Origin of the sequence: Pantoea sp. Fr+CA_20, from assembly GCF_024520835.1 — a bacterium.
In the GTDB taxonomy this organism is placed as follows: domain Bacteria; phylum Pseudomonadota; class Gammaproteobacteria; order Enterobacterales; family Enterobacteriaceae; genus Pantoea; species Pantoea allii.
This window is the reverse complement of sequence record NZ_JALNPN010000002.1, coordinates 319,744-332,797: the sequence shown is the minus strand read 5'-3', so window position 1 is coordinate 332,797 and position 13,054 is coordinate 319,744. Positions and strand designations below refer to the sequence as shown.

General features: G+C 52.1%; 11 protein-coding genes. 9 read left to right on the top strand and 2 right to left on the bottom strand.

All coding sequences use genetic code 11. The annotated features are described in order from the left end of the window. Nucleotides 1–37: 37 nt before the first annotated feature. From NR177_RS03975 to NR177_RS03965, 3 genes are read left to right on the top strand one after another with little or no spacing between them, the layout of a single operon-like run. Nucleotides 38–730 (top strand): D-lyxose/D-mannose family sugar isomerase, encoded by a 693-nt coding sequence (locus tag NR177_RS03975; RefSeq protein ID WP_063880075.1) that lies wholly within the window; start codon nt 38–40, stop codon nt 728–730. Beyond that, nucleotides 730–1,590 carry a ketose 1,6-bisphosphate aldolase gene (locus NR177_RS03970; RefSeq protein ID WP_096010745.1) on the top strand — a complete coding sequence of 287 codons (861 nt, stop codon included), beginning with the start codon at nt 730–732 and terminating at the stop codon, nt 1,588–1,590. The genes NR177_RS03975 and NR177_RS03970 overlap by 1 nt, the downstream gene beginning before the upstream one ends. Next, a complete protein-coding gene (locus NR177_RS03965) occupies nt 1,591–2,643 on the top strand; it encodes a carbohydrate kinase family protein (RefSeq protein ID WP_063880073.1) in 1,053 nt (350 codons plus the stop codon). Here NR177_RS03965 and NR177_RS03960 read toward each other — a convergent pair. Further along, nucleotides 2,580–3,323, bottom strand: a complete 744-nt coding sequence (locus NR177_RS03960) for a response regulator (protein ID WP_145394090.1) — start codon at nt 3,321–3,323, stop codon at nt 2,580–2,582. The genes NR177_RS03965 and NR177_RS03960 overlap by 64 nt on opposite strands. Nucleotides 3,324–3,770: 447 nt before the next feature. Between NR177_RS03960 and NR177_RS03955 the strand changes: the two genes are divergently transcribed. Both NR177_RS03955 and NR177_RS03950 read left to right on the top strand, forming a co-directional pair. Continuing rightward, the gene (locus NR177_RS03955) at nt 3,771–5,069 is read left to right on the top strand and encodes an NCS2 family permease (RefSeq protein WP_216639866.1); all 1,299 of its coding nucleotides are present in this window, start codon (nt 3,771–3,773) and stop codon (nt 5,067–5,069) included. Between the two features lie 402 nt (nt 5,070–5,471). Beyond that, nucleotides 5,472–6,116 (top strand): hypothetical protein, encoded by a 645-nt coding sequence (locus NR177_RS03950; protein WP_256852335.1) that lies wholly within the window; start codon nt 5,472–5,474, stop codon nt 6,114–6,116. A gap of 83 nt (nt 6,117–6,199) precedes the next feature. Here the strand turns inward: NR177_RS03950 and NR177_RS03945 are convergent, their stop codons facing one another. Next, nucleotides 6,200–7,654, bottom strand: coding sequence for an AMP nucleosidase (locus NR177_RS03945; RefSeq protein ID WP_063880069.1), 1,455 nt, complete (start codon nt 7,652–7,654; stop codon nt 6,200–6,202). A 395-nt stretch (nt 7,655–8,049) separates the two neighbouring features. On the opposite strand from NR177_RS03945, the gene NR177_RS03940 reads away from it, so the two are divergent. The 4 genes from NR177_RS03940 (at nt 8,050) to tssK (ending at nt 13,054) form a co-directional block, all read left to right on the top strand. Beyond that, a complete protein-coding gene (locus tag NR177_RS03940) occupies nt 8,050–9,465 on the top strand; it encodes an EmmdR/YeeO family multidrug/toxin efflux MATE transporter (protein ID WP_109717439.1) in 1,416 nt (471 codons plus the stop codon). A 1,097-nt stretch (nt 9,466–10,562) separates the two neighbouring features. Next, a complete protein-coding gene (locus NR177_RS03935; RefSeq protein WP_063880068.1) occupies nt 10,563–11,165 on the top strand; it encodes a hypothetical protein in 603 nt (200 codons plus the stop codon). Nucleotides 11,166–11,188: 23 nt separating this feature from the next. After that, nucleotides 11,189–11,692 (top strand): type VI secretion system lipoprotein TssJ, encoded by a 504-nt coding sequence (gene tssJ, locus NR177_RS03930; RefSeq protein ID WP_096010740.1) that lies wholly within the window; start codon nt 11,189–11,191, stop codon nt 11,690–11,692. Nucleotides 11,693–11,713: 21 nt separating this feature from the next. Beyond that, nucleotides 11,714–13,054 (top strand): type VI secretion system baseplate subunit TssK, encoded by a 1,341-nt coding sequence (tssK, locus tag NR177_RS03925; protein ID WP_063880066.1) that lies wholly within the window; start codon nt 11,714–11,716, stop codon nt 13,052–13,054.

The following is a 13,054-nucleotide window of genomic DNA, read 5'->3' as shown; positions in this document are numbered from 1 at the left end:
GGCACCTCAGGGTGCCGCTTTAACGGGAGAGCTGAGGATGCAACGCTCCGAAGTGAATGTGTTTTTGCAAAACACGCGAGACTTTTTTACGCGTCAGGATGTCCATCTGCCGCCCTGGGCGGATTACGATATCCGTCAGTGGCGTCAGCAGCAGTGTGATATGGATGAAATTGTGGCGTTACGTCTGGGCTGGGACCTCACCAGCTTTGGGGCCGATGATTTTCTGCAAACCGGCCTGACGCTCTTCACCCTGCGCAATGGCTCACCGGGCGGAAAGCCCTGGCACAAACCCTATGCTGAAAAAGTGATGCATGTGCGTGAAGGGCAGGTGACGCCGATGCATTACCATCCACGAAAAATGGAAGACATTATTAATCGCGGTGGCGGCAATCTGATCGTCGAGCTTTACAACCGTGAAGGCAATGAAAAAGCGAGCACGCCGGTCACGGTGTCGCTGGATGGCATCAGGCAAACCCATGCTGCAGGGTCACAGCTCCGGCTGTCACCTGGCGAAAGCGTCACTCTGATTGCCGGTGTCTGGCACAGTTTCTGGGGCGAAAACGGCTTTGGCGATGTGCTGGTCGGGGAAGTCTCGATGCCTAACGATGACGATAACGACAACGTGTTTCTGACGCCGCTGGCACGCTTTAACGCCCTCGACGAGGATCAGGAGCCGCACCGGCTGCTCTGCAACGACTATTCCCATTGGCTCAATCTGAGGAGTGAATAATGGCATTGATCTCTCTGGCACAAGGGCTGGCTCATGCACAGCAAAATGGGTACGCACTGGGCGCGTTTAATGTTCTGGACAGCCATTTCCTGCGCGCGCTGTTTGCGGCTGCCGGGCAGCAACGCTCACCTTTTATTATCAACATTGCAGAAGTGCATTTTAAATATGTCACCCTCGACCAGATCGTTGAGGCGATAAAGTTTGAAGCCGCAAAGCACGCTATTCCGGTGGTGCTCAATCTGGATCACGGTTTGCACTTCGAAGCGGTGATGCAGGCCATCCGCCTGGGCTTTACCTCGGTAATGTTCGACGGTTCGACCCTGAGTTATGACGAAAACATTCGCCAGACCCGCGAGGTTGTCAGGGCGGCACATGCCGTGGGCGTGTCGGTTGAAGCGGAGCTGGGTGCGGTAGGGGGAGATGAAGGTGGCGCGCTCTTTGGGGAGGCCGATAGCGAAAAATTCACCGATCCGCGCCTGGCCGCCGAATTTGTCCGCGAAACCGGCATCGATACGCTGGCGGTCGCCATTGGGAATGCCCACGGCAAATACAAAGGCGAACCCAAACTTGATTTTGACCGGCTGGCCGCCATCCGTCAGCAAACCGGCGTGCCGCTGGTGCTGCACGGCGGATCGGGCATCAGCGATGCGGATTTCCGCCGGGCTATCTCGCTCGGTATTCATAAAATTAACTTTTATACCGGCATGTCCCAGGCGGCACTCGACGCGGTAGAGCGCAGTCTGGCATCACGCAATACGCGTTATGACGAGTTTGCTGAACTGCTCATGGCGGTAGAAAAAGCCATTTGTGAGACGGTCATGCAGCAAATGAAGATTTTCGGCAGCGTAGGGCAGGCATAGATGAGCGCGCGGCGCGGCATTCTGGCCGCTGGCGTGATGCTGGTGGATTATGTCCACCGCATTAGTCACTGGCCGGAGCAGGGCTGGCTGGCGGAGGTGCAGCATAGCGAAAAGGCGGCAGGTGGCGCGCCGCTTAACGTCCTGCTTACCCTGTCGCGCATGCACTGTCAGCTTCCGCTGGTGGCGATCGGCCTGTTAGGGAATGACGCCGACGGTGACTATCTGCTGACCATGATGCAGGAGGCGCAGATCGATCATCGCTGGGTGCAGCGTACCAGTCATAAGCCCACCGCGATGACGCAGGTGATGACGGCACCGGATGGGCAGCGAACGTTTTTCTTTTCACCCGGCGCGAACGCCCTGCTGGACAGGCCCCATTTTGCGGCCGTTGATGACGCACAGCGCATCTTCCATTTAGGCTATTTACTGCTGCTTGAAACGCTGGATGGCGCAGACAGCGAATTTGGTACGCGCAGCGCCCGTTTACTGGCCCAGATGCAGCAGCGTGGCTATTTTACCTCTCTGGATTTAGCCTCACGCGTGGGTGATTATCGTCCCCAGGTGCTGCCCGCACTACGCTGGCTGGATTATCTGATCATTAACGAACTGGAAGCACAGGCGCTGTCAGGTATTGTGTTGCGTGACAGTCAGGGGATTCAGCCACCGGCGGCTTTTGCAAACGCTGCACAGTGGCTGGCCGGGCAGGGCGTGCGCCAGCGTGTGGTCATTCATGCGCCGGAAGGTGCATGGGGTCAGGAGGTGGGCGGCGAGGGTATCTGGCAGCCAGCATGGCAACTGGCACCGGACGACATTGTTGGCAGTGTGGGAGCCGGCGATGCGTTTTGCGCGGGGGTGCTGTTTGCCAGCCATCAGGGCGATGACATGCTGTCGACGCTGCAACTGGCTCACACCTGTGCCTGCTTTAACTTACGCGCGGCGAATGCCATCGATGGCATTCGTCCACTGACCGAGATGAGGCAGTGGATGGCTCAGGCTGTTTGCGTCGAGAGCCGCAGACCTTCAGGTTTCACCACGTCCGCTGAAAAAACATAACCCAGCCCGCGAATCGTGCGGATCAGGCCGGGTTGATGCGGGTTCACTTCGATTTTACGGCGCAGCCGCATAATCAGAACATCGATAGTACGGTCAAACACATCCATGCTTTCGCTATGAGTGAGTTCCAGTAACTGATCGCGCGTCAGAACCTTGCGCGCATGTCGTACCATGGCGCGCAGCAAGGTGTATTCACCCTGGGTTAAGGGCACGGTTTCACGCTGCGGATTCAGTAACTGGCAGCGCGCCTCATCAAGCAGCCAGCCATTAAAACGCCATCCTTCATGGTCACCTTCCGGCGTCACGACGCGCCCGCTGCGCCTGAGTGCAGCGCGCGCCCGCGCAACGACGACGCGGGGGTTGAAGGGTTTGGCGATATAATCATCCGCTCCCATCTCCAGGCCCACCACCATTTCCGCTTCCGATCCCATCCCGGTCAGCATAATCACCAGAATGTCCGGCCGCTGACGCTGCAACTGCTGCAGAACCAGCAATCCATTGGTGTCGGGCAACATCATGTCCAGCATCACCAGAGAAATTTCCGGGCGTTCGCGCACCATCGCGAGGGCATCTTTTCCCTGATGACAGCGATAAACCAACAAACCATGTTCACTGAGTGCGTCCTGCAACAGATCGCAGACAGCATGATCGTCATCCACCACCAGAATTGCTGGCTTCATCGTGTGACCTCAATGTTACTGAAGGGTTAAATGCGAGTGTACACATTCCAATATTGTCTGCAGGTTGATGCAGCTGAAACGTGACCAGCGTCGCCTGGCAAGGTGCTAAACCGTGCGTAAGCGCAGAATTTCCCGGAGAGTGGACCGTGCAGGAAAACGATTGCGCTGTCAGGGGGCAATGCACCATAATCGCGCCCTGATTCGGTTCAGAATTATCTTAAGGCTCGCTTGCCCTCACCCAGGTAATCGATTGCGTGCCAGGCTGGCACAGCAATTGCTTAAGCCTTTGCAATTGCTCACGTGACTAAGGAAAGCGAAAACAGTATTTCGGGTGGCCGGGCTGGCATGCGACAGCACTGGCGATCCCTCAGTATCACAACAAACAGCATGACCATAACTTTGGCAAGAGAGCGCGCACCTAAGTGACGTCTCTATCATCGAGAGATAATGATGTTAGAAAAACTATTTAAATTAAAAGCGCACAACACAACCGTACGCACTGAAATCATCGCAGGGATTACCACCTTCCTGGCGATGGCCTACATTCTGTTTGTTAACCCCAGTATTCTGGGCGCAACCGGCATGGATAAAGGTGCCGTTTTTGTCGCGACCTGTCTGGCAGCTGCGATTGGTTCTGTATTAATGGGGCTGATTGCCAACTACCCGATCGCGCTGGCACCGGGAATGGGGCTGAATGCCTTTTTCACCTATACCGTTGTCTTGCACATGGGCTATAGCTGGCAGATTGCATTAGGTGCGGTGTTCCTGTCCGCCGTGATCTTCTTTGCCTTATCCATATTTAAGATTCGCGAATGGATTATTAACAGTATCCCGCTGCCGCTGCGCGCAGGTATTGCCGCCGGGATCGGGCTTTTCCTGGCGATTATCGCGCTGGAAGGTGCCGGAATCGTGGTGGATAACCCGGCCACGCTGGTGGGGATTGGCGATCTGACTAAGCCGGGACCACTGCTGGCGATGTTAGGTTTTATCATCATCGTCGTCCTGGAAGCGCGTCGCGTCACAGGGGCCGTATTAATTGGCATTTTGCTCATTACCTTTATTTCCATGGGGATCGGCCTGACGAAATTTGGTGGTGTGTTTTCTGCACCGCCTTCAATCGCGCCAACCTTTATGCAGTTGGACATTGCGGGAGCCTTTAACGTCGGCTTAATTAGCGTGATTTTTGCTTTCTTGTTTGTCGATGTGTTTGATAACACCGGCACACTGCTGGGCGTGACCAAACGTGCCGGGCTGGCTGACGAGCAGGGCAACGTGCCTAAGATGGGACGCGCGCTGGTTGCAGACAGTGCTGCCGCGCTGTTTGGTTCTCTGCTGGGGACATCTACCACCACCAGCTATGTCGAGTCTGCCGCTGGCGTCAGCGCAGGTGGACGTACCGGTCTGACGGCTGTGGTGGTTGCCGTTCTTTTCCTGCTTGCGCTGTTCTTTTCTCCCCTCGCGTCAAGCGTACCGGTTTATGCCACCGCACCGGCGTTACTGTTTGTCGCTGTTTTGATGACGTCCGGGTTGGCTGAAATTGACTGGAAAGATATCACGACTGCCGCCCCTGTGACGGTAACCGCACTGACGATGCCGCTGACGTATTCTATTGCCAACGGTATCGCGTTTGGCTTTATCACCTGGACCGTGGTTAAGTTACTCAGCGGGCGCACCAAAGAGATTAATGTTGCACTAATTATTCTTTCTATCTTATTTGTCATTAAACTTGGCTGGCTGAGTGCCTAATTAATCAGACCGTTACAGTATATTGAATATGCTGTAACGGTTTTAATGCGGTATGCCAAATTAACGGGTGATGGTTATTCACGGTTATCTTCAATCCTTGTGCGCTCCCTTCCAGATCGTCTCTGAACCACCTTTTCTTCACGCCGCTGTCCTTTTATCCTTTGATTAAACATTGCGAATAAAGGAACGAGTTGACTCTCTTTTTATTTTTCCTTTTTATTCAATCAGGTAATGTTTATTGCGCGAGATTTTGCTTCAATAACAGTGAAGCAGGTTGGGACTTACATTAATGGATTGAGTTAATCCGCCTGTCAGGAAAAAATAATGGGCAATCTGTATGGAAAACGGAATCGCGGTAATCCGCATTTGACCCTCAGTCATCGCTGGACAGGAGGCAGAAAAATGGAAAATTTTGAGATGCGCTTTGAGCGACTTGAAGCCGACAATCATCAAATAAAAATCGATCTGGCGCTTTTTAGTGGGCGCGCCATGGCGTTTGCGACCAAAGCCGATCTTGAGCGTCTGCGCTCGGAGCAGACTGTGTTTCATGTTGAAATACGTCAGCGATTTACTCAACTGGAAGATAAAGTTGAACATTTTAGCATCAGGTTTGCCGATGTTGACGGCAGGCTGGTCAGCATTGAGAGCAAACTGACTGAAATCGATGGCATATTATTCAACTTTGCTAATCGATTTAATCTTATCGATATCCAGTTCAGCGTGATAAATGCGAAGTTTGATGATGTTTACAAAAAATTCGACGCTATTGATGTGAGATTTAACGGCATTGAAGCACGGCTTGACGGCATTGACAAGAGACTCGACGGCATTGATTTCAGGCTTAATGGCCTTGATATCAGACTTGATGGCATCGACAGACGACTTGATGCCATGGATCATCGATTCGACAAGATTGACGAAAGATTCGATAAACTGGATTTAAAATTTGAAAGCCTGAATAACCGACTTATCTGGACGTTAATGGTCCCAGCTATCCTTGCTGTATTTGCCTGGTTCATCAACACTGCCGTATTAAACGCGGCCTGAATCAGCATAACGTATTCAATTTAGAGACGGCATTAATGTGAAATGCATTCACACTTAATACCGTCTTTTTCATCTTTTATCGTTTAACGGAACGGTGGTTCGTTAAACGTGCGTAACTTACGTGAATGCAGCTTATCACCTTCAGCCCGCAATAATTCCACGGCACGAATACCAATCTGCAGATGTTCTGAAATCGCACCATCGTAGAAGCGGTTTGCCTGACCGGGCAGCTTGATCTCGCCATGCAGCGGTTTATCTGAAACACAGAGTAATGTGCCATAAGGCACCCGGAAGCGATAACCCTGCGCGGCAATCGTCGCACTTTCCATATCGACGGCGACGGCACGGCTGAGGTTAAAACGCAGGGCTGAAGCCGAATAGCGCAGTTCCCAGTTGCGATCGTCAGTCGTTACAACGGTTCCGGTGCGCAGACGCTCTTTGACCTCTTCGCCCGGCATACCGCTGACCGATTTGGTTGCGTCATACAACGCCCGCTGAACCTCAGCGATGCTTGGAATCGGGATATCGGGTGGCAACACGCTGTCAAGCACATGGTCATCACGCAGATAAGCGTGCGCCAGCACATAGTCACCGATACGCTGGCTTTCACGCAGGCCACCACAGTGCCCAATCATCAGCCAGGCGTGGGGGCGAATAACGGCCAGATGATCGCAGATGGTTTTGGCATTGGACGGACCGACGCCGATATTAATCAGGGTAATGCCCCGGCGGTTGGGTGACGTCAGGTGCCAGGCGGGCATCTGATGCTTCTTCCACGCTAAATCAGACAGCATCGCTTCGTTGTCTTCCGTACTGGCTGTCAGAACGACATCACCTGCGCAGACAAGACTGTCAAAAGGCGTCGAAGGATCGCGAACCTGCTCAATGGCCCAGCGAACAAATTCGTCTACATAGCGCGTGTAGTTGGTGAACAGTACAAAGGGCTGAAAATGCTCAACGGCGGTGCCGGTATAATGGCGCAGGCGGGCGAGTGAAAAGTCAGTGCGCAGCGCATCGAAGTGAGAAAGAGGGAAGGTGGCATCGGCATGAAATAAACCGTCTGCCGTTTCATCACCAATCTGCGACAGCTCGGTGGTGGGAAAATGGCGGGCAATACCGGCGCTCATGGTGCGGTCCAGCGACAGGTCAGAACCGTCAATGACGTAAGGATAAGGGATTTCCTGACGCGAAGGACCGACGTCGATTTCGACCTCATACTCTTTTTCCAGCATAGCAAGCTGCTCAGAAATGTAGTGGCGTAGCAAAGCCGGGCGCGTAATCGTAGTGCTGTAACTGCCTGTGTGAGTAAAACGTCCCCAGGCGCGGGTACGATTCTGCTGAGGGCCATCGCCCTGCCATGTAATACGTAATTCAGGATAAACAAACAGACCTTGCGACCGGGCAACGGGATCAGGTAACGATCCTTCTTCCGTGTAGGCTTTAATCGACGCGCGCAGGGCATTCACTGCATCGTCATACATCTGCTCAAGCGTATCAAGCGCCTGCTCGCGTGTAAGATTTTTCCGTTGGGCGGGCATAACTTCTCCTTTCACATGCTTACGACAATTTCCTTCAGCTTAGCGGGTTTAACGAAGGATTTGGTGAAGAATCTATGATCGCGCGCATTTTACTGCTGCGAGTTATAGGCGAGGCTTAACGCTGGCGCGATGGGGTAAGTGAAAATGCAGATAAACCCGACCATTACATCGGGTTATCCGCACAGAAAAGGCATTCTTCCAGGGATTATCACGTGCCGGATGCGACAACGTGGCGATTTAAATGGGTGGGAGGCAGAGATAAAAAAAGTGTGTAACCATGATTTAACAGGAATGCAAAACGTTTTGCATATTTGCCCGCAGGCTACCATCATTAGAGTTATTCCCCCGACTTCTTCATATTTGGTACTCCTTTGCAAAATCCCGGCGTAGCAGTGGTGCAGGCGATTAAGCGCACGGCGTGGTATCCCAAACGTCGTTCCTACCGCACGCTGTACTGGCGTGAAATTTCGCCGCTTGCAGTTCCTATCTTTTTCGAAAACGCCTGTGTGCTGTTAATGGGTGTGTTGAGTACTTTCCTGGTCAGTTGGCTGGGTAAAGAGGCGATGGCAGGCGTGGGCCTGGCTGACAGTTTTAACATGGTCATCATCTCCTTTTTTGCCGCCATCGATCTCGGTACTACCGTAGTCGTCGCCTTCAGCCTGGCAAGGCGCAACGGCAAGCGGGCCCGCGCCGCCACGCGCCAGTCTCTGGCCATGATGACGATTTTGGCGCTGGTGCTGGTCATTGCTATCGAATTCTGGGGCCACCTGATCATTGATGCTATTGCGGGCGCTGCCGAACCAAAAGTGAAAGCCTTAGCACTGAGCTATCTCCAGGTTTCCGCATGGAGCTATCCGGCAGCGGCAATCACGCTAATCGGCAGTGGCGCGCTGCGTGGGGCAGGGAATACCAAGATCCCGATGCTGATTAATGGCGGGATGAATATCCTCAATATCATGATCAGTAGCGTACTCATTTATGGCTGCTTTTCATGGGATGGACTGGGGTTTGTCGGCGCTGGATTAGGGTTAACCATTACCCGCTATATCGGCGCTTTCGCCATTATTTATGTGTTAATGATTGGATTTAATGCTTCGCTAAAAATCACGCTTTCCAGTTATTTTCGTCGCTGGAACAGCAGCATCTTATATGAAGTACTGAGCATTGGCGTGCCTGCCAGTATCGAATCCGTGCTGTTTAACGGCGGTAAATTGCTGACTCAGGTTTTTGTCGCAGGCATGGGCACCAATGAAATTGCCGGTAATTTTATCGCCTTCTCTGTGGCTTCATTGATTAACCTGCCGGGTAACTCTCTGGGTTCAGCGTCAACTATCATCACCGGAAGGCGGCTGGGCAAATACCAGGTGTTTCAGGCTGAACGGCAGGCAAAGCATGTCTTTTGGCTGGCCACGCTCTGTCTGTCATGTATTGCTGCGCTTACCGTACCGCTGGCAGGTTTACTGGCCCGTTTCTACACCAGCGATCCCGAAGTCATCAATGTGACTAAACACCTCATCTGGCTGAATGCCTTGTTCATGCCAATATGGGCCGCCTCGTGGGTTCTTCCCGCCGGTCTCAAGGGCGCGCGTGATGCCCGTTACACAATGTATGTCTCCATGTTCAGCATGTGGTGTGCCAGGGTTGTTGTGGGCTACCTGTTGGGCATTGAACTGGGGATGGGCGTGACTGGCGTCTGGCTTGGCATGTTCCTCGACTGGATGGTCAGAGGTCTCTTTTTCTGGAGACGATTCAACAGCGGTAAGTGGTTGAACAATTACCGTAAGATGATTGCCAAAGCCCAGCAGTCGTGATTTCTGCGTACACCGCGCTGGCTAACGCTGGTCTGTGTTGGCGTTCAGCGTAACGCTTGCGGCTTCCTGTTTTCGTCCATCCCGACGTCACTTCCCGCATCCATACTTTCATTTAAAACCGGCCAGGCGTTATCCCTGCGGGCCTGGCTGGTCTGTAACAACTGACGCGATGCCGTTTAATTTCCCATAACAGTTGCAGAAAGACGCTATTAATTGATCAGCTTATTAAGATAATTCTTAAATTAATATAAGCCCTTGTTTTTAAATTATTGAATTTAAATAAATTAAATGAATTAGGATTTATTACTTATGGGTAAAATTTGACTTAATTACGATTTAATACTTAAAAACGCTTCCCCGGCGCGCCCATTATCCTGCTTTTCAGACGTAATTTCTTCATTAAGCATTCGTTATGCTAATGTTTACAGGCTTAAGCGGAGCGGGAGGCAGCCTGAATTCGCGGTTTTTAGCCATTTTCATGGCAGTATTCTCAGGCCAGGATGAAGTTTGCGTTAACCATAAATATTAGTTTTATTACTGATTAGGATGTGTCTGAGCTATGTTGAAATTTTGCAGGCATTATGTAAAGCTGTGTAAGATGTTAATAAAAGGAAAAGAACTTTACACAGGCGAGCAGGATGTTCAGGCTCGTGCGGTAGCTATGGTGCTGCAGTTTAATTTGTAAGCCATTGATTTATTGCTATTTGTGTGAGATCGACTGGAAGTTAAGCAGGATGTTGCCATTCTCCCCACACTTATAACGATTAATCAGCCTTGCAAAACTTAACGATTCAGCAATATGAATTGTTTGCGCGTAAGAGTTAACCAGGCTGTCTTAATGACGTTTGCGTTTAGGAATTTGTCAGTTTGCTGAATGTTTAATCTTACATTTAGCCGTCTTGTTCCGGTCATCAGGTTTTTATGAGCAGTTTCTACACTGTTCAATCTCATCGAATATAAATTTTACACTCAATAAATTATCTTATTCAGGCAAATTGTTTTGTTAATCAGGATGTTGGCTCCAAATGGCGGCCAGCATACCTCGTATGACGACATGGTTTGCTTAACACCGGCCAATGGCCACTTTTTGGGTATTAATGGAACTAAATATGAAGAAAATGGTGAACTTTCGAATTGCATTAAGCCTGATGTTCGTTTTTGCTGTTGCAGGCTGTAAAACACCGCCAAAAATGACGGATGACACAATGGTGACCAGCACGGTTGATGGCACCACCTTGATGCATCGTCATGCCATTGCTGCACCCGCTCAGTTTTCTGCCTTGAATGAAACCTATCGCGCCTTGTATCCGGCGTCCGTCATGACGCGCCCGGATTTCAGCGGCAAAGTGGTTGAAACCCTAAAAACCGGTGAAAGCTATACCGTTGTCGGCCAGGTTGAAAATAACTGGCTGGCATTGGGTGAAGACGCGCAGGCCGAAGCCGCACCCGCGCCAGCTGCCGATGCAAAAGCAGCTGATAACAAAGGTGCCGCTGCTCAGGCCCCAACCAGCGCTGTAAAAGTCATTGGCTATGTGCCGTTCCGTGCCGTGGTGAAAAGCGATATGTACGATCAAACCGTTAAAGCTGACCAGCCAAAGCGTCGTGTGCGTGCCGCTGCCAGGAAAAAGACCTGTGTGTCAGTCGATGGCAACAGTCAGGCGTGCCAGAACAAAAATAACGGTACCTGGATCATCAACTAAGTCAGGGGCAGGGAGGGACAGAAATGGCACATACCTATTTACGCGCTGGTCTGAAAATATGGCTCTGGCCCTTCCTGCTACTCTTGCTGACGGCATGCAGTAGCAGTAAGCCTGATATCGCGCGCTACAACCTGAATTTTCAGGCGCATCCACAAATCAATGGTGGCGCGCCGTTGAAAGTCCGGGTGATGTTACTGACGTCTGATGCGGAGTTTATGTCTGCTGACTTTTTCACCTTACAGAATCAACCTGCTACCGCGCTGGGAAATACGCTGCTTAACAACCAGCAGTTTTTCCTGATGTCCGGTCAGCTCACTAAAACGCTGAGTGCCAAAAGTCTTCCTGAAGCACGTTTCATCGGCATCATGGCGGAATATCAAAAGCTGGATGGCAAAGTGTGGCGGCTGGCGTTGCCTTTTCCTGACAGCGACAGCAGTTCGTTCTGGCAGTTCTGGAAGAGCAATGATGGTGAGTTAAACGCCAACATTATCGTAGACGATGCCGGCATGCGTCCCGTTAAGCAATAAAACCGTCTTCAAAGGATGATTATGAACAGAGCCGAAAAGGTTGTTTGGGCGGAAGGGATGTTTTTACGTCCCCACCATTTCCAGCAGGCAGAAAACTTTCTGCAAAACGCACTGCGTGAATGGGGCCAGTCGCAACGTCCTTACGTTTGGGGATTTTTCGATCTCGAATTTGATGAAGCTCTGTTACGGCAGGGTAAACTGGCGCTCAGTGCCGCCAGCGGATGCTTGCCAGATGGTACCTTTTTTTCCTTCAGCCAGCCGCAACACGGGCCTGCACCGCTGGATGTGCCGGGCAATATAGACCGCGCTAAAGTGGTCCTGGCGATTCCTGCTCGCCGTAACGGACGTGAAGCCGTGACCTTTCAGGATTCACCGGATTCGCTGGCGCGCTATCTGGCCTGGGAAGCGGAAGTTGAAGATGATAATGCGCAGGCTGTCGGGACGGCCACCGTCCAGTTTGGCAAGCTGCGCCTGCGTTTGATGCTGGAGCAAGATCTGACCGCAGAATGGACAGCGATGGGCGTTGCCCAGATCGTTGAAAAACGCAGTGACAACCACATTCGGTTAGACAATGACTACATTCCCCCCACACTTACCCTTGCTGGCAGTCGTCCGCTCCAGAGCATGATGACCGACCTGCACGGCATGATTCAGCAGCGTAGCCAGCAGTTAAGCCAACGTGCACCCGGCACAGGCCGTTTTAACAGCGCAGATATGGTGGATTTTATGCTGCTGGCACTGCTCAATCGCCAGTTAGGCCTGCATGCGCATCTGCAACACCTGCCGCTATTGCATCCCGAAACCCTCTACAGCCACTGGCTGCAGCTGGCTGCTGAGCTGGCAACGTGGACGGAGGCTCGCACGCCCGATGCTTTTCCCCTCTATGACCATGATGACCTCCAGGGCTGTTTCTCGCGCCTCACGCTGTTGTTGCGCCAGGGGCTGTCACAGGTCATGGAAGAGAGCGCTATCCAGTTACCACTGACCCAACGTTCACACGGCCTGAATGTCGCAACCGTGCCGGATAACAGCATGGTGCGCGAGTTTGGCTTTGTGCTGGCAGTGAAAGCCAGTGTGCCAGCCGAAGCCCTGAAAACGCATTTCCCGGCGCAAATGAAGGTCGCCCCCGTCACGAAAATTCGCGACCTCGTGCAGTTGCAGTTGCCGGGCCTTGCCCTGAAAGCCATGCCGGGCGCGCCGCCGCAGATCCCATGGCATGCAGGTTACAGCTATTTTGAGTTGGATAAGAACAGCGAGCTGTGGCAGGAGATGGAACGATCGGGTGCCTTCGCGCTGCACCTTGCCGGTGATTTTCCGGGCCTGAACATGGAGTTCTGGGCCATTCGCAGTCAGTCAGAATAA

Bases quoted from the DNA above. Each gene is read 5' to 3' on its own strand.
- NR177_RS03975 (WP_063880075.1), top strand. From the start codon at position 38: ATGCAACGCTCCGAAGTGAATGTGTTTTTGCAAAACACGCGAGACTTT.
- NR177_RS03970 (WP_096010745.1), top strand. From the start codon at position 730: ATGGCATTGATCTCTCTGGCACAAGGGCTGGCTCATGCACAGCAAAAT.
- NR177_RS03965 (WP_063880073.1), top strand. From the start codon at position 1,591: ATGAGCGCGCGGCGCGGCATTCTGGCCGCTGGCGTGATGCTGGTGGAT.
- NR177_RS03960 (WP_145394090.1), bottom strand. From the start codon at position 3,323: ATGAAGCCAGCAATTCTGGTGGTGGATGACGATCATGCTGTCTGCGAT.
- NR177_RS03955 (WP_216639866.1), top strand. From the start codon at position 3,771: ATGATGTTAGAAAAACTATTTAAATTAAAAGCGCACAACACAACCGTA.
- NR177_RS03950 (WP_256852335.1), top strand. From the start codon at position 5,472: ATGGAAAATTTTGAGATGCGCTTTGAGCGACTTGAAGCCGACAATCAT.
- NR177_RS03945 (WP_063880069.1), bottom strand. From the start codon at position 7,654: ATGCCCGCCCAACGGAAAAATCTTACACGCGAGCAGGCGCTTGATACG.
- NR177_RS03935 (WP_063880068.1), top strand. From the start codon at position 10,563: ATGGAACTAAATATGAAGAAAATGGTGAACTTTCGAATTGCATTAAGC.
- tssJ (WP_096010740.1), top strand. From the start codon at position 11,189: ATGGCACATACCTATTTACGCGCTGGTCTGAAAATATGGCTCTGGCCC.
- tssK (WP_063880066.1), top strand. From the start codon at position 11,714: ATGAACAGAGCCGAAAAGGTTGTTTGGGCGGAAGGGATGTTTTTACGT.